The sequence below is a fragment of the Amycolatopsis sp. NPDC051903 genome, from assembly GCF_044452505.1.
Taxonomy (GTDB): domain Bacteria; phylum Actinomycetota; class Actinomycetes; order Mycobacteriales; family Pseudonocardiaceae; genus Amycolatopsis.
Genome location: NZ_JBITBT010000006.1, coordinates 130,495 through 154,544 on the forward strand (window position 1 = coordinate 130,495; position 24,050 = coordinate 154,544).

Below are 24,050 nucleotides of genomic sequence, written 5' to 3' on the forward strand. Positions count from 1 at the left end.
AAACGGTGTCCGGTGACGAGCGTGCAGTGCTTTCCGCCCTGTGGATACAGTGGCAGCCGTGGCAGGACGGACTGGTGCTCAGCATCTGGGCGACGCGCTGAAGGCACTCGGGACCGAAGTCGTGTTCGGGCTTCCCGGTGTGCACAACCTGCCGCTGTGGGAGGCGTTGGCGGACACGGGGATCCGCGTCGTCGGTGTCCGGCACGAACAGACCGCGGGGTATGCGGCCGACGGTTATGCCCGTGCCACGGGGAAACTCGGCGTCGCGCTCGTGACGACCGGGCCCGGCGCGGCGAACACGCTCGGCGCCGTGGGGGAGGCGATGGCTTCGGCCGCGCCCGTGCTCGTGGTCGCCACCGACATCCCGTCCACGCTGAAACGTCCGGGCGTCGTGCGCGGGGTGCTGCACGAGACGTCCGATCAGCAGGCGATGTTCGCGCCCGTTACGAAAGCCGGGTTCACGGTGCACCGCGCCGACCAGATCGGCACCACCGTGCACCGCGCGGCGCGGCTCGCGCTGATGCCGCAGACCGGCCCGGTGTACCTCGGCATCCCCACCGACTACCTGCGCGAAACGACGCCGCCGCGCGAACCACCTGCCCCGCCGGCCGAGCGCGTGCTCGACCTGCCGGACCTCGCGCGCGCCGCGGATCTCCTGTCGTCCGCGAAGCGCCCGCTGATCTGGGCCGGCGGCGGCGCCTTGCGCGCCGACGCGGGTGAGGCGATCGGCAAGCTGGCCGAGCGGCTGGCCGCGCCGGTGGTCACGACGTTCGCCGCGCGCGGGCTGCTGCCGGTCGATCACCCTTGCCTGGCCCCGAATCCGGTGCACACGCCGGAAGTCGGCGAGCTGTGGGACGAGGCCGACGTGGTGCTCGCGATCGGCACCGATTTCGACGGCCTGATGACGCAGAACTGGCTCATGCCGGCACCGCCGAAGCTCGTCGCGATCAACGTGGACGCCTTCGACGCGGCGAAGAACTACAAACCGGACATCACCTTGGTCGGCGACGCCCGTCGCGTCGTCGAGTCGCTGCGCCCGGTGAGCCGGCCCGGGCTCGAGGACCTGACCGTGCGGCTGGCCTCGATCGGCCGCCGCGTGCGCCGGCGCATCCGCACCGAGGAACCGCAGGCCGCCGACTTCCTGTCCACTTTGGAGGAGGTGGTCCCGGAGCCGTCGATGCTGGTCACGGACATGTGCGTGGCCGGGTACTGGATCGGCGGCTTCCACCGCGTGCGCGCGCCGCGCAAGCTCGCGTACCCCATGGGCTGGGGCACGCTCGGCTACGGTTTCCCCGCGTCGCTCGGCGCCGCCGCAACCGGTTCCGGCCGGGTCGTGTGCGTGACCGGTGACGGCGGTTTCCTCTACGCCGTGGGCGATCTCGCGACGCTCGCCGAGGAGCAGCTGCCGGTGACCGTCGTGGTCGTGGACGACGGCGGTTACGGCATGTTGCGCTTCGACCAAGATCAAGAGGGCCTGCCGCACCGCGGCGTCGACTGGGACAGCCCGGACTTCGTGGGCCTGGCGCGGTCGTTCGGGGTGCACGCCGATCGCGTGTCCGGGTTCGGGCGGGCGTTCCGGCGGCTGCTGAGCGAGTTCATCGAGTCCGACGAGCCCAACGTGCTGGTGGTGCGGGCGAAGCTGAAGCCGCCGGTGAACACGTCGCCGCGGTGGCCGCGGAAGCCGCGCTGATGACGGGGCTGTGCTGATGACGGGGCTGCGGGTCGGGGTCGACATCGGCGGCACGTTCACGGACCTGTCGGTGCTCGACGCGGCCGGGGTCGTCGCGGTCGGCAAGGTCCTCACGACCCACCGCGAGCCGGCCCGCGCGGTCGCCGAAGGGCTCGTGGAGGTGTTCTCGCGCGCCGGCTTGGACTTCGGCGACGTCGAGCAGCTCGTGCACGGCACCACGCTCGTCACCAACGCGCTCATCGAACGCAAGGGCGCCCGCACGGCCCTGCTGGCCACGGCGGGCTTCCGCGACGTGCTCGAGATGCGCCGCGAACACCGGTACGAGCTCTACGACCTGCGCCTCGAACTACCCGAACCGCTCGTGCCGAGGTACCTGCGCTTCGACGTGCCGGAGCGGATCCTGGCCGACGGCACCGTCCACACGCGACTCGACGAGGACTACGTCGCGCGCCTGGGCCGCGAGCTCGACGCGCGCGGCATCGACGCGGTCGCGGTGTGCTTCCTGCACTCCTTCACCGATCCCGGTCACGAGCGGCGCGCGGCGGAGGTGCTCGCGCGCGTGGCGCCGCGGCTGCGGGTGGCGCTCTCGTCCGACGTCGTGCCCGAGATCCGCGAGTTCGAACGGACGTCGACGACGGTCGCGAACGTCTACGTGCAGGACCTCGCCCAGCGCTACCTCGCCGACCTGGCCCGCCGGCTGCACGACCTCGGCGTGCGGCCCGCGCCGCACATCATGCTGTCCCACGGCGGGATCGCGACGGTCGAGACCGCGGGCAAGTACCCGATCCGCATCCTCGAATCCGGCCCGGCGGGCGGCGCGCTCGCGGCCACGGCGTTCGGCACCGGGGCCGGCGAGCCCGATCTGCTGGCGTTCGACATGGGCGGCACCACGGCGAAGCTCTGCCTGGTCGCCGACGGCGCGCCGCTCGTGACGCACGAGTTCGAGGTCGGCCGCGAGTACCGGCTGCTGCCCGGTTCGGGCCTGCCGGTGAAGGTGCCGGTGACGGACATGATCGAGATCGGCGTCGGCGGCGGCTCGATCGCGCGCGTGAACTCGTTGGGGCTGCTCACCGTCGGGCCCGATTCGGCCGGGTCCGAGCCGGGCCCGGTGTGCTACGGCCGCGGTGGCACCGAGCCGACGGTGACCGACGCCGACCTGCTGCTCGGGTACCTCGACCCCGCGTACTTCCTCGGCGGTGGCATGGCGCTGGACGTCGAGGCCGCGCGCGAAGCCGTGCGCTCGAAGATCGCCGAACCGCTGGGTGTCGGCGTCGAGGAAGCGGCGTGGGGCATCCACACGAGCGTCAACGAGGACATGGCCAACGCCGCGCGCGTGCACGCCGTCGAGCGGGGCAAGGACCCGGCGAAGCTGCCGATGTACACGTTCGGCGGCGCGGGTCCGGTGCACGGCGCGGGTGTCGCGCGGGCGCTGGGTGCGCCGACCGTCGTGGCTCCGCCCGCGGCGGGGGTGCTGAGTGCGCTGGGTTTCCTGACGGCCCCGCTGGCGTTCGACTTCGTGCGCTCGGCGCGCGCGGCGGTGCTGGACCTGTCGTGGGCGGACGTCGACGCGCTGTTCGCCGAGATGGAGGCCGAGGGCGCGGCGCTGCTGCGGGAGTCCGGTGTGGACGGTGCGGGTGCGACGCACGCGCGGGTCGCCGAGATGCGCTACGCCGGGCAGGGTTACGAGATCCGCGTTCCGGTTCGCGCGACCGCCGGTACCTGGCCGGACGCGCTGATCGCGGACTTCACCGACGGCTACCGCTCGCTGTACCGCCGCAGCGGCCCGCCCGTGGCGGTGGAGGTGCTGAACTGGCGCGTGGTGTCGTCGGCGCCGGCGCCCGAGGTTTCGTTGCGGCTCAAGGAATCCGCGTCCGGTTCCTGGCGTGGGGGCACGCGGCCGGCGTACTTCCCGGACGCGGGTGGATTTGTCGACACGACGGTGGTCGACCGCTACCGGCTGCGGCCGGGTGACCAGGTCGACGGCCCGGCGATCGTGCAGGAACGCGAGTCCACAGTGGTCGTCCCGCCCGCCGCGCGCTGCGTGGTGCGCGCCGACGCGAGCCTGGAGGTGAGCTGGTGACCGACCCGATCCTCGTGGGCGTGCTCGGCAACCGGCTGCACTCGATCCTCGCCGAGCAGCAGAACGCGCTGGTCAACACCGCGTTCTCCGCCGTGGTGCGGGAATCGCTCGACCTCGCCTGCGCCGTGTTCGACTCGCGCGGCGAGATGATCGGCCAGTCGACCGGCGGCACACCGGGCCACATCAACGCGATGGCCACCGGCCTGCGCCACTTCGTCGCCGAGTACCCGCCGGACACGCTCGAGCCCGGCGACGTGCTGCTCACCAACGACCCCTGGCAGACGGCCGGGCAGATCAACGACATCACGGTCGCGACGCCGGTGTTCGCGGGCGGCCGGCTCGTCGCGTGGTTCGCGTCGTGCTGCCACGCGCCGGACATCGGCGGCCGCCTGGTGTCGGCGGACGCGACGGAGGTTTTCGAAGAGGGCTTGCGGCTGCCGATCATGAAGTTCCTCCGCGCCGGCGAGGTGAACACCGACCTCGAACGGCTGATCCGCGCCAACGTGCGCACGCCGGAGGAGACGATCGGGGACCTCTACGCGCAGATCGCCGGCAACGACGTGGGCGCGGCGAGCCTGGTGCGGCTGCTGGCGGAGTTCGGCCTGGACTCGCTCGACGACGTCGCCGCCGAGATCATGAACCGCTCCGAACGCGCCCTGCGCGACGCGATCACCGCGCTGCCCGACGGCGTCTACCGCAACGAACTCGTCACCGACGGCTTCGACGACGAACCCGTCGTACTGCGCGCAGCCGTCACGGTGGCGGGCGACGAGATCCACGTCGACTTCGCGGGTTCGTCGCCGCAGAGCCGGCGCGGGATCAACGTGGTGCTGAACTACACGCGGGCGTACGCGTCGTTCGCCGTGAAGGCCGCGATTTCGCCCGAGGTGCCGCACAACGCGGGTTCGTTCCGCCCGGTGCACGTGACGGCGCCGGAGGGCTCGGTGCTCAACTGCCTGCCGCCCGCGCCCGTCGCGTCGCGGCACCTGATCGGGCACTTCCTGCCGTCGCTGCTGATCGGCGCCCTGCCGGGCCGCCCGGTCGCGCCCAGCGCCGACGCGCTGTGGATGACGATCTGGCGCGGCGCCGGGTTCATGTCCACGGTGTTCCAGACCGGCGGCATGGGCGCGCGGTCCTCGCGCGACGGCCTGTCGACGACCGGCTTCCCGAGCGGACTGCGCTCGACGCCCACCGAGGTGATCGAAACGGGCGCACCCCTCGTGCAGGGCGTGCGCGAGCTGCGCGCCGACTCCGGCGGCGCCGGCCGGTTCCGCGGCGGCCTGGGCCAGCGCACGACGATGAGCACCCGCGGCGGGATCTCGTGGAGCGTCAACGGGAACATCGACCGCGTGCGCGCGGCCGCGTCTGGTGTGGACGGTGGGCTCGCCGGCGCGCCGGGCCGCTTCGGCCTCGTCGACGGGCCCGAGCTGCCCGCCAAGAGCCGCGTCCCGCTCGACCCCGCTGCTGAGGTCGACGTGGTGCTGCCGGGTGGCGGCGGCTACGGCGACCCCCGGCGGCGCCCCGTGGCGGACGTGCTGGCGGACGTGGTCGCGGGGTACGTTTCCGTCGACGCGGCGGAAGCCGTGTACGGCGTGGTGGTGCGCTACACGGGCGCGCCGGACGCGCTGGTCAGGCTGCCCGAGGACTACGAGGTGGCCGAGCTGAGAGGGAGGGACTGACGTCATGGGTCGCTTGGCCGGCAAGGTCGCGGTGATCTTCGGGGGCGCGCGGGGCATCGGCCTCGCCACGGTGAAGGAGTTCCTCGCCGAAGGCGCCACGGTCTTCGCGAGCGACATCCGCCCACCCGCCGAATCCGTCGACGGCTACCGGCACTCCCTCGTCGACGCCACGGATGAAACCCAGGTCGCGGAGTTCGTCACGCGCGTCGTCGAAGACGCGGGCCGCATCGACGTGCTGGTGAACAACGTCGGCAGCCACCTCGCCAAACCCCTGACCGAAACGACCCTGGCGGACTTCGACGCCATCTTCGCCGTCAACGTCCGCGCAGCGTTCTTGGGCACGCGCGCCGTGCTGCCGCACATGCTCGCGCAGCGTTCGGGCAGCATCATCACCACTTCATCCAACGGCGGCCTGATGGGCCGCCCCGCCGACCCGGTGTACAACGCGACCAAACACGCCTTGGTCGGCCTCACCAAGTCACTCGCCGTGGCCCACGCCCACCAGGGCATCCGCGCCAACACCGTCAACCCGGGCGCCATCGACACCGACATGCTCCGCTCCACCCTCGCCTCCCCGGCCGACTTCGAGGCGAAGCAGCATCAGCTGGTGGCTAGTACTCCGGCTGCGCGGGTCGGCGAGGCGGTCGAGGTCGCGAAGGCGATTCTTTTCTTGGCCACTGACGAATCCCGCTTCATCAATGGTGCCGCGGTGCCGGTGGACGGGGGGAAGGCGGCGGGTGCGATGCCGTCGAATCGGTACAGCCTCGATTTTGACTTGGGTGTGGGGTGAGGGGTGTCCCTTGCGGTGGTCTGTGGTGGGGATGCGGTCCTGCGCGGGGGCGTGTTGCGGTGCGTAGGCACCCCGAAGCTTGAGTGTGACTACGGCCGCTGACCCCGTGTCAAGGCGGGAAAGCGTGCCTTGACACGGGGTCGGCGGCCGTGTGGAAGCTTCGGATCGAGGTGCCGGGCAGGGGCTGGGTGCATCCTTGGTTGCCTAGTTCGGCGGCGGTGTCGTGTGCGTGTGGTGGGCCGTCGTTCGGGGCGCGCGGCAGGGGCTGGGTGCATCCTTTGTGGGTCTGTCAGGCGGCGGTTGCGTATGCGTGTGGTGGGCCGTCGTTCGGGGTGCGCGGCAGGGGCTGGGTGCATCCTTTGTTGGGTGGTCGGGCGGCGGTGTCGTATGTGTGGTGCGTCGCCTTGGGTGGGTGGGTGCTCGGTGTGTGGTCGGGTGGGTGTGTGGGTCATGCCTCCGGTCCGGGTTTTGGCTGGGTGCTGGTGACCAGCTGTTTCCGCCGCGCGAACCAGCTCGCCCGCAACTCCGCTCCCAGTTCGTCGTGCCGGGTGACCAGGAGCCGTTCAGCGTCGTCGTCGGATTTGTCGTACGGGGCGATCCGGTACAGGTACGCGGTGGCGTCGCGTTCGAGGGCGAAGCGCAGGCGCACGTATTCGATCCAGTCGTCGTGGAAGCCGAGTACCGTCCGGATGGTGGTGGCGATCAGGACGAGGGCGCCGGCGATGGCGGTGAAGGCCACGTCCCAGCGCAGGGCCGCGAAGACGGGCACGGCGGCCGCGCACACGACGCCGACGAACTCCGTCGTCACGTAGTGGATGCGGCTGCGGCGGGCGTGGTCGCAGAACCACACCCACCGCCGCACCACCACTTCCGGCAGGGGCTTGCCGCCCCGTGTTCCGGTCACCATCCAGTGCTCGGCCGGCACGGCCTCCGTCAAGCCCATACCGCATTCTCACGCGGATGAGCCGCGCGTGGGAATGGTTCGGGCCAACTCAGCAGGTGACCGCGGCGTCCGCCCAGTCGGCGTGGTCGGTGTTGTTGCCGTCGCCGCCGTCGGTGACGACGAGGTCCAGCACCTGGACGCCGGCCAGCGGCACGTCCAGCGTCTGCGCGGCCGACCCGTGCCGGAACACGTCGGTCGACGCCAGCGTTTTCCCGTCGCCGTGCACCTCGAACGTGACGCTGCCCGTGGCGAACTCGTCGTCGAGGCCGACCACGGAGTGGAACGACTGGCACCCGCCACCGAGGTAGACCCGCACCAGCGACGGCGCGTGCGCGCCGAGGCCGTCCGCGTGGACCTGCCCGTTGATCGTGATCGGATTCCCGTCGCCGGCCTGGTTCTCCCCGTTGCTGGTGCCGCGCTCGACCGGTCCCCAGCCGTTTTCCGTCAGCAGGAACGGCGCCTTCGACATCGGCGTCACGCCGGGTGCGAACGGCTTCACGACCGGTCCGCTCGCGTCCGCCGACAACGTCCGCCGGCCCCACGCCGTCACGTACGACACCTGGGCCGACATCGCCACGGTGTCACCGGGCTGCACCGGTTTCACCGTCACGTCGCGCGCCCACGACTTCCCGGCACCGACGGCCGGCACCACGACGTCACCCCGGCCGTCGACCGGCCAGCCGGCCGGCGCCGACAGCTTCACCCGGGCCGCGGCGAGCGGCGTGCTGCCGTCGTTGACCAGCTTCAGGTGAGCGGTGAACGGTTTCCCGGCGGGGAAGTACGACCCGGCGTCGAGCGAGAACGTCGCGGCCGGCGCTGCGGTGGGGAACTTCGCCGGCCACACGCGGAACACCGCCGACCCGTGGCTCGGCACCGTTGCGCGCACCGCGCCGGTGGTCTCCGTCTCGGCACCGGTCCACAGGTCGCGCAGCCGGAAGTCCCGGCCCGAAAGGCCGAGTTCGGCAGCACTGCCGGCCATCGACACGGCCGAAACGCCGCGGTTGAACAGCACCACAGCCGCGGACCCGTCGGACATCGGCTTCGCCCACACCTCGGTGTCACCGTCGTCGCGGACCTTGTGCCCCTGCACGCCGGCCCAGTCCTGGTCGAGCGCGACGAGGTCGCGGTTGGCCAGGATGTTCTTCGTGGCGGCGGGCATCGAGCGGATGTCGTTGCCCGCCAGCAGCGGCGCGTTCATCAGCGACCAGAGCGCGAAGTGCGAGCGGTACTCGGCGTCGGTCATGCCCCCGTTGCCGACTTCGAGCATGTCCGGGTCGTTCCAGCCGCCGGGGCCGGAGTACTTCTCGAGCCCGACCTGCTGGTCGAGGATGCCGGTCATGCTGGTCCAGTTGTCGCTGATGTCACCGGTGGTGCGCCACAGCTGCGCGCCCGCGGTCTTGCCCCACAGCCACGGCTGGTTCTCGCCCCACTCGCACAGCGCGTAGATCATGGGGCGGCCGGTCTTCTTGATCGCGTCGCCCATCTTCGTGTAGCGCTCGATCGCGGGGCGGTTCTCGTTGTTGCAGTTGTCGTACTTGAGGTAGTCGACGCCCCAGTCGGCGAACGTCTGCGCGTCCACGTCCTCGTGGTCGAGCGCGCCGGGCATGGTCTTCGCGCAGGTCTGCGTGCCGGCGCTGGTGTAGATGCCGAGTTTGAGGCCCTTGGCGTGCACGTAATCGGCCAGTGCCTTGATGCCGCTGGGGAAGCGCTCGTGGTTGGGCTCGAACTTCCCTTCGGCGTTGCGGTTCTGCTCGGCCCAGCAGTCGTCGATGTTCACGTACTGGTAGCCGGCGTCGCGGAGCCCGCTGGTGACGATCGCGTCGGCGGTCTCGCGGATGAGCTCCTCGTTGATGTTGCAGCCGAACTTGTTCCAGCTGTTCCAGCCCATCGGCGGCAGCGCGCCGGCTTCCTGCTGCGCGGCGAACGGCGCGGGCGCCGGGGCAGCAGCGGCGGTCGCGGCCGGCGCGGTGACGAGGGCGGTGGCCAGGAAGACAGCTCCCGCCAGGCCCACAAGGCGACGCATAGGTTCCTCCAGGAGTGCGCAACTGAACTACCCAAAGCGGCACAGACTCACTCAAAAATCAACAGGAGTGAACGCTTCACGTCAATGGGCCGTTGGTAGGTAATCCGTTCCCCGGGAGGTAGAAAGGAGGCACAGGTCCGCAACGACGCCCCAGGAGCCGCCCATGCCCGAGGTCCGCCCGCTCGACGGCATCAAGGTCGTCGACCTCTCCCGGATCCTGGCGGGGCCGTACTGCACGCAGTACCTCGGCGAGATGGGTGCCGACGTCGTGAAGGTCGAGCCGCCGGGACACGGTGACGACACGCGCCTGTGGGGCCCGCCGTTCGTCGGCGACGAAGCCGTGTACTTCCTCGCCGCCAACCGGAACAAGCGCGGGATCGTGCTCGACCTCAAGTCCGAGCGCGGCCGCGACGCCGTGCGCCGGCTCGTGGCCGGCGCCGACGTGCTCGTCGAGAACTTCCGCCCCGGCACGCTGGAGAAGTGGGGGCTCTCGTACGCCGAGCTGGCGGAGCTCAACCCGCGGCTGATCCACGTGTCGATCACGGGCTTCGGGCAGACCGGGCCCTACCGCGACCGGCCGGGTTACGACCTGGTCGCGCAGGCGCTCGGCGGCGTGATGGGGCTGACGGGCGAGCCCGACGGCGCGCCCGCGAAGGTCGGCCTGCCCGTCGCCGACCTCAACGCGGGCACGTGGGCGATCATCGGCGTGCTGATGGCGCTGCAAGCCCGGCACCAGACCGGCCGCGGCCAGTACCTCGACGTCTCCCTGCTCGACGCACAGCTCGCGTGGCACATCTACACCGCCGGCGCGCACTTCTACGACAAGCCGCGGCCGCGCCGGATGGGGTCGGCGCACCCGAGCATCGTTCCTTACCAGGCGTACCATGTGTCCGACGGCTGGCTGATCATCGCGGTCGGCAGCGAGAAGCTGTGGCGCGTGTTGTGCCGCGTGCTGGGGCTCGACCTCGCGGAAGACCCGCGGTTTTCGACCAACGCGGCCCGGGCGGAGCACCGCGACGAGCTCAACGCGCTGCTGGGTGAGGTGCTGGTGACGCGCACCGTCGACGACTGGATGAAGGTCTTCGACGAGGCGAGCATCCCGGCCGCGCCGATCAACGACATCGACGACGTGTACGCCGACCCGTGGACGGCCGCGCGCGACCAGGTCGTGCGCCTGCCGCACCCGACGATCGGCACGTACCTCGGCACCGGTTTTCCGGTGAAGGCTTCGGGAACTCAGCCGCGGCCGACGTCGCCGCCGCCCGTGCTGGGCCAGCACACGGCGGAGGTGCTGGCCGAGCTGGGGTACTCGGAGCCGGAGATCGAGGAGTTCCTGGCGTGAATCCCGTTGTGGCAGAAGGAGGACAAATGCACAACCCGCTGTGGCACCCGTTCGCGGACATGGGCGCCGTCGATGGCGACCGGTTCGTGATCACCCGGGGCAAGGGCTCGTACGTCTGGGACGACGGTGGCCGCCGCTACTTCGACGCCACGGCTTCGCTGTGGTACGCGAACTTCGGCCACGGGCGCCCGGAGATCACGAAGGCGGTGACGGCGCAGCTGGAGAAGCTGGATTCGTACAACCTGTTCGGCTACTACGCGAACGAGCCGGCGCTGGAGCTCGCCACCCGGCTCGCGGACCTGGCGCCGTTCGACGACGGCAAGATCTTCCTCGGCTCCGGCGGCGGCGACGTCGTGGACACCGCGGTGAAGATCGCGCGGGCCCACTTCGTCCACACTGGACAGCCGGACAAGGTCCACGTGATCGGCCGCACGCAGGGCTACCACGGCACCCACGGCTTCGGCACCGCGGTCGGCGGGATCCCCGTGAACGCCGAGGGTTTCGGGCCGATGGCTTCGGGCTTCTCCCACGTCGCCTACGACAGCGCCGAGGCTCTGGAAGCGGAAATCCTGCGCGTCGGCGCCGACCGGGTCGCCGCGTTCTTCTGCGAGCCGGTGATCGGCGCCGGCGGCGTGCTGCTGCCGCCGGAGGGCTACATCGAGGCCGCGGTGGAGGTCTGCCACCGCCACGGCGTGCTCTTCGTGGCCGACTGCGTCATCGCCGCCTTCGGGCGCCTCGGTACCTGGTTCGGCATCGACCGGTGGACCGTGCGCCCGGACATGATCACCACCGCGAAGGGCATCACGGGCGGCACCATCCCGTTGGCCGCACTGCTGGTGTCGCCGGAAGTCGCGGCCCCGTTCTTCACCGGCTCCCCGGGGGCTCCGGTGCTACGCCACGGCCCGACGTACTCGGGCCATCCCGTCGCTTGCGCGGCTTCGCTGGCGACGCTGGACATCTACGAGAAGGACGGCTTGATCCCGCGCGGCCGCGAGTTGGAGAAGCCGTTGGCGGACGCGTTGTCCGGGGCGGTCGGGCATCCGGCGGTCCGGGAGGTTCGGGCTGGGCTCGGGTTCCTCGCCGCGGTGGAGTTGGGTGCGGACGTGCTGGCCGCGGATCCTGGGGCTCCGGGGAAGCTGCAACGGCTGATGCGGGATGAAGGGGTGCTGGTGCGGCCGGTGGGGAAGGGGATTGTGGTTTCGCCGCCGTTGGTGGCTGGGGATGCGGAGTTGGATTTGTTGGGTGAGGCGGTTGTGAAGGCGTTGGGGAAGTTGGTGGGCTGAGGTTTTCAGGGGTGGTTTGTAGGGTTGTTGGTGTTCGCGGGGTGGTGGGTGGGCGCCTTGTGTAGGGCGTGTTGCGTGGGTTGACCTCGCGGGGGCGGCTTGCGGGGGTTGACCTCGCGGGGCGTGTTGCTTGTTGCCGCCTCGCAGGGCGTCTCGCGTGGGTCACCCCGATCCTTGATTGTCACGACGGTCTGGAGCACTTTGTCAAGGCTGGAAAGCGTGCCTTGACAAAGTGCTCCAGACCGCGTGGAAGGCGGGGATCGAGGTGGCTGGGAGGGGTGTGGGTGCTCCACGTAGGGGGGCGACGCGTTGGTGATGTGGTTGGGTGGCGTGACGGGGAGCCTTGCTGCGCGGAGCGCAGCGTTGGCTCCCTGGTGGATCTTTGGGTGAGGGTTTTGCAGAGGTCGGCCCTCGTCTGAGGCATTGCTTGCACTGGCCGTTACGAACCCCGGACCAATGACCACAGCACCGCAACTCACCAGGGGCTACCCAGTCCCCGCCCTGCACCTCGATCCCCGCTTTCCACCGTAGTGACACTCAAGGATCGGGGTGGCCCCCACGCAACACGCCCTGCGAGGACCCTAAAAACCCTCGCCGGCCCGCAACGCGCCCCGCGAGGCCTCAAAAATCAGCCCCTGGCAACACGCGCCCCGCGAGACCTCAAAATCAACCCCCACAACACGCCCCCGCGAGCGCCGAAAAAGTCACCCTCCGCACCACGCCCCACGAGGCCTCAAAAATCAACCCCCACAACACATCTCACAAGCACCACAAATCAGCAATCACCCCAAAAGCCCCAATCCCTCACCCGATACAAAACTCATTCCCCTCCGGATCCGCCACCGTCACCCATCGATTCGGGCCCTGGCTGCCCCGGTGCAGGAACTTCGCTCCTCGGGCGAGGGCTTTCTCGACTTCCGCCTCCATCTGGTCCGCGCCGACGCGGACGTCGAAGTGGAGGCGGTTCTTCACCGTCTTGCCCTCGGGTACGAGTTGGAACAGCACTCTCCGCGAGGTCTCCGAGTGGGAGATCGCCGCGCCTTCGCGCCACACGAGGGCGCCGTTGTGCTCGGTGGTGTCGGACTCCTTCGCGTACCCCTTGGCGATCATCTCGCGGATGAAGGCCTCGTCGCTGGGTTCGACGGTCCAGCCGAGCGTCTCGGCCCACCAGTCGGCCTGGGCGTGGGGGTTCATGGAGTCCACGGTCACTTGGAAGTCATACGCCATACCGGCACGTTAACCACCGACCCCGACATTTTCGGCAACTCGGGCTCGCCGGTGACGTCGGTGAAGTCCCACTTGTCGACGCCGCCGCCCATGATTTCGGCGTAGCGGCGGGCGCCGTCGGCGTTGGCGAACCGGACCTGCTGGCCGTTGGTGTGGTGGGTGATCTTGACTGCCACGCTGCCTCCAGAAGACTCGGTGCCGGCCCTCGGAGCTTCCCCCTCCGGGGCCGGCTCACCCAGTAGAACACGTGTTCGAATCAGCCCGCAAATCGGGTCCCCCGCCTGAGCGACGCAAGTCCCTCGGGTGGGTAACGGTGCAGCTCAGCGGATCATCGCGACCCGCGGCCAGCGGTCCAGGCCGTGCGCGGCCTCGTGCGCCCGGATCGCCCGCAGTTCGGGGCCCCAGGCCGCCGGCGGCAGCTCCCGGAAGCCGAGCCGCGCGTAGTACGGGGCGTTCCACGGCACGTCGCGGAACGTCGTCAGCGTCAGCGCCGGCAGGCCCCGCGAAGCAGCCCACGCGCCCGCCGCGTCGATCAGCTGACGGCCGAGTCCGCGGTGCGCGTGCGACGGCAGCACCGACACCTGCTCCACGTGCCCGTTGCCGTCGACGACGTCCGCGACCAGGTACGCCACGGGCGCACCGGAAGGCGCGGCGACCCAGCACCGGCCGTCCTCCTGGTACGGCCGCAGCTGCGCCACGGTGAACGGTTCGTCGTCCGCGATCTCCGCCATGCCGACGTCGCGGAACGGCGTGCCGGCGGCGCGTTCGAGTTCGCGCAAGGCGGCCAGCTCGGCGGCGCGGGCGAGTCGGATCACCCGTCATTCCTACCGGCTACAGCGAATAGGACGTAACTGCTTTTCGGATCCGTTCGGCATACAGCTGCAACGCGTCGATGGCCTCGCGCCGGGCGTCTTCGCTGATGCGCGCCGCAGGGCCGACGAGCGAGAGCACCGCCGGGCGCGGCCGGCCGGTCTCGAGCGGCACCGAGCACGCCCACACACCGTCCTCGATCTCGCCCCAGCTCTGCGCGTAGCGGTTCGCGAGCGCGTGCTTCAGCTCTTCCCGAACCTCGACGCCGTGCTCGCGCGCGATGTCCGCGACGAGCTGCTCGCGCTCCCCGTCGGGCAGCAGCGCGAGCAGCATCTTGCCGGTCGCGCCCGCGCCGAGCGGGATCGAGTGGCCGGGCTGGAACGTGAACCGCATCGCGCGGTCGCACTCGACTCGATCGGTGCAGACCGCCAGGTCACCGAAGTGCTGGAACAGCAGGATCGTCTCGCCGAGCTCGCGCGCGGCCTCCTCCATGGTGGGCCGGGCGAGGCGCGCGAGGTCGTTGGCCAGCCGCGCGGCCCGCGCGAGGGGCATCACCTGGCTCGTCACGTGGTAGCGCCCCGACCGGGCTTCCTCGAGCAGCTGCAGTTCCTTGAGCAGCTGCACGTACCGGTACGTGGTGGCGACCGGGCTGCCGATCACCTCGGCCAGCTCGGCGACGCTCGCCTCCCAGCGGTGCTCGGAAAACGCGAGCAGCACTTGGAGAACCTTGCGCGAACTGCTCGTGCCGGCTGTTCGGCGCGGCGCGGCGGCTGATTCCCCGGAGGGCGTGGAACGCGGCATTCGAAACCCTCTTCGTGGTCTGCGGCGGCTCAGAACACGACAGGTGAGTAAATTACCACAGCGCCGCGACAATCGCGGAAGTCGAATTCCGGGAAAGGATCACCGCGGTTTATTCGGCGGCGCGCCGGACGAGGAACGGCGTGAGCAGTCCCGGCGCCGTCGCGTCGGCGAGTTCCAGGCCGGCGCTCTCGCCGACGTCCACCACGTGGTAGCGCCCGCGGCCCGCCGCGATCGGCGCCACCACCGTCACGAGCCCCGCGCGCCGCTGGAACCACGAGCGCTCCACAACGATCCCCGTGAGCCCGTCGCGGCGCACGGCCACCGTCTGGCGCGCCAGCGACCCCGAGCGCGTCACGAGGTAGCGACCGGTCAGCGCGTGGCCCAGCGTGCGGTAGCGGTCCCAGCCGACGAGCGCCGCGACCGGCACGAGCGCCAGCGCCACCTGCCACGGCCAGTTCGGCAGCACCCCGGTGTGCGCCAGCAGGAACAGGGCCGCCGCCGGGACGAGCACGCTCGTCAGCGCCCGCGTGATCCGCCGGTTGAGCGCCTGCCGCGGGTGCCGCACGAGCGGCACGTCCGCCACGCGCTCACCCAGCGCGTCGTCCACGACTTCGCGCACGCGCCCGACCGGTGCGGGCGGCAGCAGGAGCCCGCCGCCCTTGTCCGCGCCCTTGCCCTCGCGCAGCCCCGCGGCCACGGCCACGCCCTTCGCGCCGCCGACCAGCCGCAGCGGCAACGGTTCCTTGACCTCGGCGCCCCGCAACCGGTCCTCCTCGATCGACACCGAGCGGGTGGTGACGAGGCCGCGGCGGATGTGCAGCGTGCCGCCGGGTTCGCGGGTGAGCCGGAAGTTCCAGAACGACAGCACGTAGCCGCCCACCGACAGCACCGACACCAGCACGAGCAGGCCCACCGCCGCGGTGAGCACGGTCAGCCACACCGGTTCCTCGGTGACGCGCTGCGCGAGGTCGCGCAACGGGCCGTAGCGCACCGGGTCGAGGTTCAGCTCGTGCGCGAAGTGGTAGACGGTGCCGAGGATCGCGCCGACGACCGCGAGGCCGGACAGCGTGAACGGCGCGTACCGCAGCCACCGCTTGTCCACCTCGGCCACGAGCTGCTCCGGCGGCGCGGTGGCGTCGACGGACTCGGCGGCGGGTTTCCGGTGCAGCAGCAGCGTCCGCAGCCGTTGCGCCTCGTCGCGCGTGACGGCGTCGAGCACGAGTTCGTCCTTGCCCGGGCCTTGGCCGTGCGAATGCCGTCCGGTGCCGATCCGCACCGCGGCCAGGGAGAACAACCGGTGCTTCGGCTCCGACACCACGTCGACGGTGCGGATCCGGTCGCGCGGCACGGCGCGCTGCTTGCGCAGCAACAGCCCGGTGCGCCACTCGACCTGCGTCTCGGTGATGCGGTACCGCGACGTCAGGCAGTGCGAGACGCCGGTGGCGATCGTCAGCGCGGTGATCGCGAGCCCGATCCACTGCCAGCTGTTGCCCGACCCCAGCACGAGCGCGCCGACGAGCACGGGCAGCGACCGCAGGAGGTCGAGCACGGGCCGGATGAGCAGCATCCGCAGGTCGAGCCGGTGCCAGGGTGCGTCCGCCGTGCCTTCGGCGGCCGTGAGCGGGGCCGGCGCGGCCGTGCTCACGTCGCGTCACCCCGGGTGGCCTGCGTGGTGCGGGTCAGCTCGTCGGCCAGCGCGACGGCCCGGTCGTGGTCGAGCCCGGAGATCTTCAGCGGGCCCGCCGCCGACGCCGTGGTCACCGTGATCCGGGCCAGGCCGAACAGCTGCTCGAGCGGACCGCGTTCGATGTCCACCGTCTGGATCCGCGAGATCGGCGCGATCCGCCACTCCTGCTTGAGCCAGCCCGACTGCGTGTACACCGCCTCGCCGGTGACTTCCCACCGGTGCACGCGGTAGCGCCACTGCGGCATCACGAGCAGGTGCAGCGGGCCGAGCACGCAGCAGATCACCAGCGTCACCGTGAGCCACGACGGCGGGTCGTCGCTGGTGGCCACCACCACGGCCTGGACACCGATCACCACGAGCCAGCCGAGCGCGGCCGACGCGGTCCAGTGGCCGATCGCCTTGCGGCTCACCCGGTGCTCGGGTGGCCGAAGGCTGAGGCTCAGCGTGGCGGCTTCTTGTGCGGTCACCTGCTCAGCGTGCCCGACGGCGGCGACCGCGGCCACGACAAGTGTCACGATGCCCCGATCCGGGGGGCCGCCGAGTGCGGGGCGTTACTATTTCGGCCGCGCACGGGATGGAATCGCGGTCGGCCCGCGTTGGACACAGGAACGTCCGTGCAACAACGCGAGCAGCAGGAGGATCCGGTGGGATTCGATCCCGAGGAACTGTACGAGGTGGACTCGGACGTCCCCGACCTGGGCGGAGCCGTGCTCCTGCACTTCTTCGAGGGCTTCATGGACGCGGGGTCCACCGGCAGGCTCGTCGCCGACCACCTGACCGGCGAGGTCGAGAACCGCGTGATCGCGCGGTTCGACGTCGACCGCCTCATCGACTACCGCTCGCGGCGTCCGCCGATGACCTACGCCGTGGACCACTGGGAGGAGTACGAGGCCCCCGAGCTCGCCGTCCGCCTGCTCCACGACACCGACGGCACGCCGTTCCTGCTGCTGACCGGCCCCGAACCCGACCACGAGTGGGAACGCTTCGTGGCCGCCGTGAAGCAGCTGGTGGAGCGCTGGGGCGTGCGGCTCACCGTCGGCTTCCACGGCATCCCGATGGGTGCCCCGCACACGCGCCCGCTGGGCGTGACGGCCCACGCGACGCGTGAAGACCTCGTCGCCGGCGGTCACCAGCCGTTGCCCAACCGCATGCAGGTGCCGGGCAGCGTGGCCGCGCTGCTGGAGTACCGCCTCGGCGAACAGGGCCACGACGCGATGGGCTTCGCCGCCCACGTGCCCCACTACCTCGCGCAGTCGGCCTACCCGGCGGCGGCGCTGCTCGTGCTCGAGTCCGTCGGCCGCGCCACCGGGCTGCACCTGCCGGACGGCGAGCTGCGGGTGGCCGCCCAGGTCGCCGACGCTGAGATCGACCGCCAGGTGTCCGAGTCCGACGAGGTCGGCGACGTCGTGCGTGCCCTGGAGCGCCAGTACGACACGTTCGTCGAGGCCTCCGGCCGCGACAGCCTCCTGGCCGAATCGCAGGAGCACATGCCGACGGCTGAGGAGCTCGGCTCGCAGTTCGAGCGGTTCCTCGCCGAGCAGGGCGGCGGGGATCTGCCGGAGCGCTGACGCGCGTTACTTGCGGACGCGTCTGCGGCCACCGCGGTAAGCGATGGCCGCCGATCGGACCGTCTGCCAGGCCCACCACATCCGTGCCGTCATGGTCGCCACTCTCCCATGATCGGGCTCGGACCTTTCCGGCAACCTGCGCCTGGGCGTGCGGCGGGTGACGATCGGGCCACGCGCAGCCACCGGTTGTACACAATGGACGATTGCCGTTACCCACCGGTAAACCGCCCGGTGGGAATTCGTATCCGGTTGTTGTATATCGTCCCGGAATGACACAGCGGTTCACGGCAAGGACGTTGGGTGGCGCCCTCCGGCGAAAAGCCGGCTCGGTGCTGCACCGCGTGGCCACTCGCATGCACGATCCGTATACCGATCAGTTGAACCAAATCCGTAATGAGCTGCGGGAAGAAATAATCCGCCAGGGTGATCGGCTGCTCGATCGGGTGGTCGAATTCGAAATCCGGAGCCGGCGCGACATCGTGTACGCCGGTGATCAGGACGCGGCGCTCGAGAGCAACGTCTTCGCACGCGAGAACCTCGTCGGCGCCCGCCACTTCGGCAGCCCGCCCGAGACTTTGAAGTACGCGCTGTCCCTCGCACCCACCGGTGGCATGGCGCTCGAGTTCGGTGTGGCGTCGGGCAACACGCTGCGCACCATTTCCGCCGCTCGCGGCGGCGTCGAGGTCTACGGCTTCGACTCGTTCGAAGGCCTGCCCGAGGCGTGGCTCAACGGCATGCCCGCCGGCGCCTTCGCCCGCACGGACCTCCCGGACGTCCCCGGTGCCGAACTCGTGGTCGGTCTCTTCCACGACAGCCTCCCGGGCTTCCTCGAGAAGCACCCGGGCCACGTCGATTTCCTCCACGTCGACGGCGATCTGTACAGCTCGGCGAAAACCGTGCTGGACCACGTCGGCCCGCGGCTGCGCGTCGGCAGCATCGTGCACTTCGACGAGTTCTTCAACTTCCCCGGCTGGAAGCGCCACGAGTACCGCGCGTGGATGGAGCACATCGAAAAAACGGGTGTCGAGTTCACGTACGAGGCCTATACGTACAACGACAACCAAGTGACAGTTCGGATCACGGGCGGGCCGGGGTTGTCGGATCCCGCGTCGGACGAGGTGTCGGCGAAGCGCGCCTGACGGTTTTCTTCAGTGAGACGCCGGATCCGCTCACGCGGCGGATCCGGCGTTTTCCGTTCAGCGGGGACTTTTCGCACCGGATGGCGTCAACGCTGATAACACCCCTCTTCGTTCACCGGCCCCACCGACGGCAGGACCAAGCCGCACAGGTAGCCGTCGATCCAGTGGCCGTCGCCGGCGATGTTGGTGCCGAGGCGCAGCAGCGGGGCGAGCTTTTTCACCCCGAGCGCGAGCGAATCCTGGTTGCGCTGCAACAAAGCCGTGAGCTGGTCGACCGCGGCCAGCGTCGGTGCCAGGGCTCGGTCGTTGTCCGCGATGAGGCCGGACAGCTGCGTGGCCAGCCGGCGTGAGCCGTCGAGGAGGGTGGAGATCGCGGACTCGCGGCGGGCGACCTCGTCGAGCAGGCGGTTGCCGTCGGTGAGCAGGCGCTGGACTTCGGCGTCACGGTCGGCCAAGGTCGCGGACACCGTGCGCGTGTTGGCCAGCAGGTCGGTCAGCTGGGCGTCGCGCGAGGCGAGCGTGTCCGACAGCCGGGACAAGCCGCTGAGCGCGGAGCGCACGTCGGCCGGGGTGTGGGCGAAGGTGGCAGTGAGCGTGTCGAAGCTGTGCGCGAGCTGGGCCGTGTCGATGTGGTCCACGGTCGCGGACAAATCGCGGAAAGCGGCGAGCACGTCGTAGGGCGCCGTCGTGCGCGAACTCGGGATCGGCACGTCCGGGTCGAGCGAGTCCGAGCCCGTCGGGTCCAGCGCGAGGTACTTCTGGCCCAGCACGGTTTTCAGCTTGATCGCCGCGCTCGTGGTGTCACCGAGCCAAGCGTCATTGACCTTGAACGAAACCCGCACGCGGGCGCCATCGAGGCGCACGGCCGACACGCGCCCGACCTCCACGCCGGCGATGCGCACGTCGTTGCCGCTCTGCAGCCCGGCGGCTTCGGTGAACTCCGCCGCGTACGTGGTGCCGTCGCCGATCACCGGCAGGCTGCGGGCGTTCACAGCCGCCAGCACGCCCAGCGACAGGACGGTGAGCCCGATCAGCGCGGTACGGGCGGGGTGCCGGGGACCTCGGGCGGTGCGCATCGCGTGAACAGTGCCGCAGCCCGGCCCGTGACGCCAGTCACACAACTCGATCGGCGGACGGCCGGCGCGGTTCGCCCCTGGGCGCCGGCGGGTACTTTCGGCGGAACGACAAACCCCGGCGGAAGGTGGCACGGCCGTGGCGTACACGCGGGTCTAGCGCAACGGCGTGCTGGTCGAGCGCGATTTCCCGGTCGAGCAGGTGTCCGACTACCTCGAGGACCCGGCCACCACCGTCTGGCTCGACTTCTGCGAGCCCACGGAGGCCGACCTCGCCGCGATCGGTGAAGAACTGGGGCTGCACGCGCTGGCCGTCGAAGACGCCGCCGAGGAGCACCAGCGGCCCAAGTTCGACCGCTACGACACGCACTCGTTCCTCATCGCGTACTCGGCGCAGTTCGACGCGAAAACGGGCATCGTCACGAAATCCGAACTCGCCGCGTTCATCACGAAGCAGGCGTTCGTGACCGTGCGCAAGGACAACCGGTTCGACATGGACGCGGTGGTCCGGCGGTGGGACGCGCAGGCCGACCTCGCGAAGTCCGGGGTGCCGCTCCTGCTCCACGGCCTGCTCGACCACATCGTCGACGGCCACTTCGAGAGCGTGCAGTCGCTCGACGAGGAGATCGAGGCGCTGGAGGACCTGGTTTTCGCCGACCGGCCCGACCAGCGCGAGCTGCAACGGCGCTCGTTCCGGCTGCGCAAAAGCCTCACGGCGCTGCGGCGCGTGGTGCTGCCGATGCGCGAGGTCGTGAACACGGTGATGCGCCGTGACCAGAACCTGGTCGACGACGTGATGACGCCGTACTTCCACGACGTCTACGACCACGTGCTGCGCGCGTCGGAGTGGACGGAGTCGTTGCGCGACCTGGTCGCGACCGTGCGTGAAACGCAGCTCAACCTGCAGGGCAACCGGCTCAACACGATCATGAAGAAGGTCACCAGCTGGGCCGCGATCATCGCCGTGCCCACGGCGGTCACCGGGTTCTACGGGCAGAACGTGCCCTACCCGGGATTTCAAGCGACGTCCGGGTTCTGGGTGTCCACAGTGGCCATCGTGCTGCTGTCGGTCGGTCTTTACGCCACGTTCAAGCGTCGTGATTGGCTGTGACCACGAAGACGTTTTTCTCCTCGCGGACGCGGGTACGCTTGCAGGACAACGATTCCGAGCGTGAGCACGGACGGGGAGGGACAGGCGTGCGTGACTTCAGCACCGGGCTGCACCCCGCAGCCGACCTCGTGACCGACGAAGACACCGAACACCAGGAGCACGTGCGCCGCCGCGCCGCGCTGGCCGTGGCGTCCAACGCACGCGACGCGGACGACTGCGCGCTCCTGCTCGACATGCTGGGGCTGCACGCCCCGCGCACGAAGAAACGCGGCGAAGTCGCCTGAGCGATCAGCGGGTGGGCCGGGCGGTCGTCGCCTCCTGCTCCTGGCACATCGTGCAGACGAACTCGCGCCCGATGCACTGCCCTTCCGGCGTCACCAAGTGGGCGACGTGAAGGGTTGGGTAACCGCACTTTTCACAGGGGATGGCGGCGCTCTCGTGGCTGATCAGCACGCGGATCGGCATCGGGTTCTCCTCGGAGGAGCGCGGGCTGCGCTGCCGGGCGGCTGACCCGTCCGGCAGCCGCTCAGTCCTGTTGCCCGCCAACCTCACCCGAAAGGGTGACGTCGGTAGACCTCGGCGCCGTTCACGTACGTCCGCACCACGCGCGCTTCGGCGATCTCGTGCGGCGCGCCCGTGAACGGGTCGCGGTCGAGCACCACCAGATCGGCGGCTCGGCCGGGGCAAATCGATCCGGCGACGCCGGCCACGTGGTTCACAGCCGCGCTGCCCGCGGTGTACGCGCGCAGCGCCGTCGCGAGGGGCAGCGCCTGGTCCGGGCCGAGCGCCGGCGTGCGCGCGCCGGGCAGGACGCGCGTGACGGCGACCTGGATCGCGGCCAGCGGGTCGGGGGTGCTCACCGGCCAGTCGCTGCCCATCGCGAGCGCGGCGCCGGTGCGCAGCAGGTCGCCGAACGGGTACTGCCGGTTCGCGCGCGACAAGCCGAGGAACGGCACCGTCAGCTCGTCCATCTGCGGTTCGTGCGCGGCCCACAGCGCCTGCAGGTTCGCGGTGACGCCGAGGTGGTGGAAGCGCGGGACGTCCTCGGGGTGCACCAGCTGCAGGTGCGCGATCTGGTGGCGCAGGCCGGACGTGCCGTTCGCGTCCACGGCGGCCTGGAGCGCGTCGAGGACGTCGCGCACGCCGCGGTCGCCGATCGCGTGGTAGTGGATCTGGAACCCGGCGGCGTCGAGCGCGACGGTGACTTCGCGCAGCTGTGCGGGTTCGAGGAACTCGAAGCCGCGTTCGCCGGTGGGCTGCCCGTGGCGGTCGAGGTACGGCTCGAGCAGCGCGGCCGTGGAGGTCTCGACCACGCCGTCCTGCATGACCTTCACCGCCGGGGTGCGGTAATTGCGGCCGTCGGTGGCCGCGCGGACCCCGGTGAGGCGCGCGACCTGCTCCGCCACGCCTTCGGGCGGGCACGACCGGTCCCACCACAACGCGCCGGTCACCCGCGCGGTCAGCGTGCCGGCGCGGTCCGCTCGCACGTACGCCTCGTGCGCGCTCGGACCACCGCCGGGCACGGCGACCCACGCGTCCTGCCAGTTCGTGATGCCGCAGGAATGCAAGTGGCGCTGGGCTTCCGCGAGGGCCGCGTCGAAGTCTTCTTGCGTGTCGGCCGGAGCGACGCGCGCGACGAGATCCATCGCGCCTTCGTGCAGGAGGCCGGTGGGCTCGCCGTTCGCGTCACGTTCGATGCGGCCGTCGGCGGGATCCGGGGTGTGGCGGTCGATCCCGGCTCGCGCGAGTGCGGCGGTGCTGACCCAGCTGGAGTGGTGGTCGCGGTTGGGCAGCAGCACCGGGCGGTCGCCGGCCACGGCGTCGAGCGCCGCGCGGTGCGGGCGGCCGCCGGGGAACGCCTCCATCGCCCAGCCGCCGCCGAGGAGCCACTCGTGATCGGCGTGGGCGCGGGCGTAGTCGCCGATGATGCGCGCGTACGCGTCGGCCGTCGTGGTGCCCGAGAGGTCGCAGCGGATCCGTTCGAGGCCGGCCGTCACGGGGTGCACGTGGGCGTCGCCGAAGCCGGGCAGCAGGAGGCCGCCGTCGAGGTCGACCACTTCGCCGGCGGTGCGCAGGAACGGCTCCACGGTGCGGTCGCCGCCCACGGCGGCGATCCGGCCGTCCGACACGGCGACGGCGGACGCGGTCGTGCCCGCGGCGTCGGCGGTGAAAACACGGCCGCCGCGGAACACCCTCGTGGTCATTACCGCACGGTAGCCGGGCGGGCCGCGCTGAGCAGTCCCGCGGCGGCGGCCGCCCACAGCGTGAAGGCACCGCCGAAACTCGGGAGCGCGAGCCACGCCCACGACTGCCCGGCCGCGCCGAGCACGACGGCGGCGACCGCGATCGCGGTCAGCCCCAGCGCCAGCGGGAGGAACCGGCGGGACCCGAAGATCCCGACGAACGGGAGGAAGTGCAGGCCGACGCACAGAAGCACCCAAGCCGGCACGACGGCGGGCTTGTGCAGCACGCCTTCGAGGAGCCGCGCGCCCGCGACGATCGCGGCCACCAGCACGACCACGGCGACGCCGTAGCGCCGGCCGAACGGGCTGCGCCCGCCGCCCGCCCCGGCGGGCAGTTCGGGCAGTCGCCGTCCGATCAGGACCACCCACGCGGCGAACGCGAGCACGACCGCCGCGTCGAGTCCACGGAGGACGGCGGTCGCATCGGGAATCGTCGTTGCCCCCGCGAACCACCACCCGGCTCCGAAGAGGACACCGAGCGCGGAACTGATCAGCAGGGTGACCAATTGTTCGCGGGTGAACGTTTCTTCCACCATGCTGCCCCCAGCACCGTTGATCTTG

The 24,050-nt window shown here is 70.8% G+C and carries 22 protein-coding genes; 10 read left to right on the forward strand and 12 right to left on the reverse strand.

From position 1 onward, the window contains the following. The first annotated feature begins 58 nt into the window (after positions 1-58). Genes ACIA77_RS16855 through ACIA77_RS16870 form a run of 4 tightly spaced genes read left to right on the forward strand, consistent with a single transcriptional unit; the run spans position 59 to position 6,239 of the window. Entirely contained in the window at positions 59-1,690 is a 1,632-nt protein-coding gene (locus ACIA77_RS16855) for a thiamine pyrophosphate-binding protein (protein WP_395886788.1), read from the forward strand. A gap of 16 nt (positions 1,691-1,706) precedes the next feature. Then, positions 1,707-3,770, forward strand: coding sequence for a hydantoinase/oxoprolinase family protein (locus ACIA77_RS16860; RefSeq protein ID WP_395886789.1), 2,064 nt, complete (start codon positions 1,707-1,709; stop codon positions 3,768-3,770). Further along, positions 3,764-5,449 carry a hydantoinase B/oxoprolinase family protein gene (locus ACIA77_RS16865; protein WP_395887038.1) on the forward strand — a complete coding sequence of 562 codons (1,686 nt, stop codon included), beginning with the start codon at positions 3,764-3,766 and terminating at the stop codon, positions 5,447-5,449. The genes ACIA77_RS16860 and ACIA77_RS16865 overlap by 7 nt, the downstream gene beginning before the upstream one ends. A 4-nt stretch (positions 5,450-5,453) precedes the next feature. Further along, complete coding sequence (locus ACIA77_RS16870; RefSeq protein WP_395886790.1) at positions 5,454-6,239, forward strand: SDR family NAD(P)-dependent oxidoreductase; 786 nt, start codon at positions 5,454-5,456, stop codon at positions 6,237-6,239. Positions 6,240-6,687: 448 nt separating this feature from the next. Here ACIA77_RS16870 and ACIA77_RS16875 read toward each other — a convergent pair whose 3' ends face one another. Next, complete coding sequence (locus ACIA77_RS16875; RefSeq protein ID WP_395886791.1) at positions 6,688-7,182, reverse strand: DUF4231 domain-containing protein; 495 nt, start codon at positions 7,180-7,182, stop codon at positions 6,688-6,690. Between the two features lie 49 nt (positions 7,183-7,231). Further along, positions 7,232-9,205 (reverse strand): NPCBM/NEW2 domain-containing protein, encoded by a 1,974-nt coding sequence (locus ACIA77_RS16880; protein ID WP_395886792.1) that lies wholly within the window; start codon positions 9,203-9,205, stop codon positions 7,232-7,234. Between the two features lie 163 nt (positions 9,206-9,368). Here ACIA77_RS16880 and ACIA77_RS16885 point away from each other — a divergent pair, with 163 nt between their 5' ends. Continuing rightward, complete coding sequence (locus ACIA77_RS16885; RefSeq protein WP_395886793.1) at positions 9,369-10,547, forward strand: CaiB/BaiF CoA transferase family protein; 1,179 nt, start codon at positions 9,369-9,371, stop codon at positions 10,545-10,547. Positions 10,548-10,573: 26 nt separating this feature from the next. Further along, entirely contained in the window at positions 10,574-11,830 is a 1,257-nt protein-coding gene (locus tag ACIA77_RS16890; RefSeq protein WP_395886794.1) for an aspartate aminotransferase family protein, read from the forward strand. A gap of 804 nt (positions 11,831-12,634) precedes the next feature. On the opposite strand, the gene ACIA77_RS16895 is transcribed toward ACIA77_RS16890, so the two are convergent. From ACIA77_RS16895 to ACIA77_RS16920, 6 genes are all read right to left on the reverse strand, one after another. Beyond that, a complete protein-coding gene (locus ACIA77_RS16895) occupies positions 12,635-13,057 on the reverse strand; it encodes a VOC family protein (protein ID WP_395886795.1) in 423 nt (140 codons plus the stop codon). Next, positions 13,036-13,233, reverse strand: coding sequence for a hypothetical protein (locus tag ACIA77_RS16900; protein WP_395886796.1), 198 nt, complete (start codon positions 13,231-13,233; stop codon positions 13,036-13,038). The genes ACIA77_RS16895 and ACIA77_RS16900 overlap by 22 nt, the downstream gene beginning before the upstream one ends. 144 nt (positions 13,234-13,377) lie before the next feature. Beyond that, a complete protein-coding gene (locus tag ACIA77_RS16905; RefSeq protein ID WP_395886797.1) occupies positions 13,378-13,872 on the reverse strand; it encodes a GNAT family N-acetyltransferase in 495 nt (164 codons plus the stop codon). A 16-nt stretch (positions 13,873-13,888) separates the two neighbouring features. Next, positions 13,889-14,584 carry an IclR family transcriptional regulator gene (locus ACIA77_RS16910; protein ID WP_395886798.1) on the reverse strand — a complete coding sequence of 232 codons (696 nt, stop codon included), beginning with the start codon at positions 14,582-14,584 and terminating at the stop codon, positions 13,889-13,891. Between the two features lie 193 nt (positions 14,585-14,777). Continuing rightward, on the reverse strand, positions 14,778-16,313 hold the full coding sequence (locus ACIA77_RS16915) for a PH domain-containing protein (RefSeq protein WP_395886799.1): 1,536 nt from the start codon (positions 16,311-16,313) through the stop codon (positions 14,778-14,780). After that, positions 16,310-16,822, reverse strand: coding sequence for a PH domain-containing protein (locus ACIA77_RS16920; protein WP_395886800.1), 513 nt, complete (start codon positions 16,820-16,822; stop codon positions 16,310-16,312). The genes ACIA77_RS16915 and ACIA77_RS16920 overlap by 4 nt, the downstream gene beginning before the upstream one ends. A 177-nt stretch (positions 16,823-16,999) precedes the next feature. Between ACIA77_RS16920 and ACIA77_RS16925 the strand changes: the two genes are divergently transcribed. After that, the gene (locus ACIA77_RS16925) at positions 17,000-17,923 is read left to right on the forward strand and encodes a proteasome assembly chaperone family protein (protein WP_395886801.1); all 924 of its coding nucleotides are present in this window, start codon (positions 17,000-17,002) and stop codon (positions 17,921-17,923) included. 269 nt (positions 17,924-18,192) lie between these two features. Beyond that, complete coding sequence (locus ACIA77_RS16930; RefSeq protein WP_395886802.1) at positions 18,193-19,062, forward strand: class I SAM-dependent methyltransferase; 870 nt, start codon at positions 18,193-18,195, stop codon at positions 19,060-19,062. Positions 19,063-19,148: 86 nt separating this feature from the next. Here the strand turns inward: ACIA77_RS16930 and ACIA77_RS16935 are convergent, their stop codons facing one another. Further along, complete coding sequence (locus tag ACIA77_RS16935; RefSeq protein ID WP_395886803.1) at positions 19,149-20,138, reverse strand: MCE family protein; 990 nt, start codon at positions 20,136-20,138, stop codon at positions 19,149-19,151. A gap of 166 nt (positions 20,139-20,304) precedes the next feature. Between ACIA77_RS16935 and ACIA77_RS16940 the strand changes: the two genes are divergently transcribed. Further along, on the forward strand, positions 20,305-21,246 hold the full coding sequence (locus tag ACIA77_RS16940; protein ID WP_395886804.1) for a magnesium transporter CorA family protein: 942 nt from the start codon (positions 20,305-20,307) through the stop codon (positions 21,244-21,246). An 86-nt stretch (positions 21,247-21,332) separates the two neighbouring features. Beyond that, positions 21,333-21,530 (forward strand): hypothetical protein, encoded by a 198-nt coding sequence (locus ACIA77_RS16945; RefSeq protein ID WP_395886805.1) that lies wholly within the window; start codon positions 21,333-21,335, stop codon positions 21,528-21,530. A gap of 4 nt (positions 21,531-21,534) precedes the next feature. Here the strand turns inward: ACIA77_RS16945 and ACIA77_RS16950 are convergent, their stop codons facing one another. From ACIA77_RS16950 to ACIA77_RS16960, 3 genes are all read right to left on the reverse strand, one after another. Continuing rightward, a complete protein-coding gene (locus tag ACIA77_RS16950) occupies positions 21,535-21,711 on the reverse strand; it encodes a hypothetical protein (RefSeq protein ID WP_395886806.1) in 177 nt (58 codons plus the stop codon). A gap of 83 nt (positions 21,712-21,794) precedes the next feature. Further along, positions 21,795-23,450, reverse strand: coding sequence for an amidohydrolase (locus ACIA77_RS16955; RefSeq protein WP_395886807.1), 1,656 nt, complete (start codon positions 23,448-23,450; stop codon positions 21,795-21,797). Next, positions 23,450-24,025 carry a hypothetical protein gene (locus tag ACIA77_RS16960; protein ID WP_395886808.1) on the reverse strand — a complete coding sequence of 192 codons (576 nt, stop codon included), beginning with the start codon at positions 24,023-24,025 and terminating at the stop codon, positions 23,450-23,452. The genes ACIA77_RS16955 and ACIA77_RS16960 overlap by 1 nt, the downstream gene beginning before the upstream one ends. Positions 24,026-24,050: the final 25 nt, after the last annotated feature.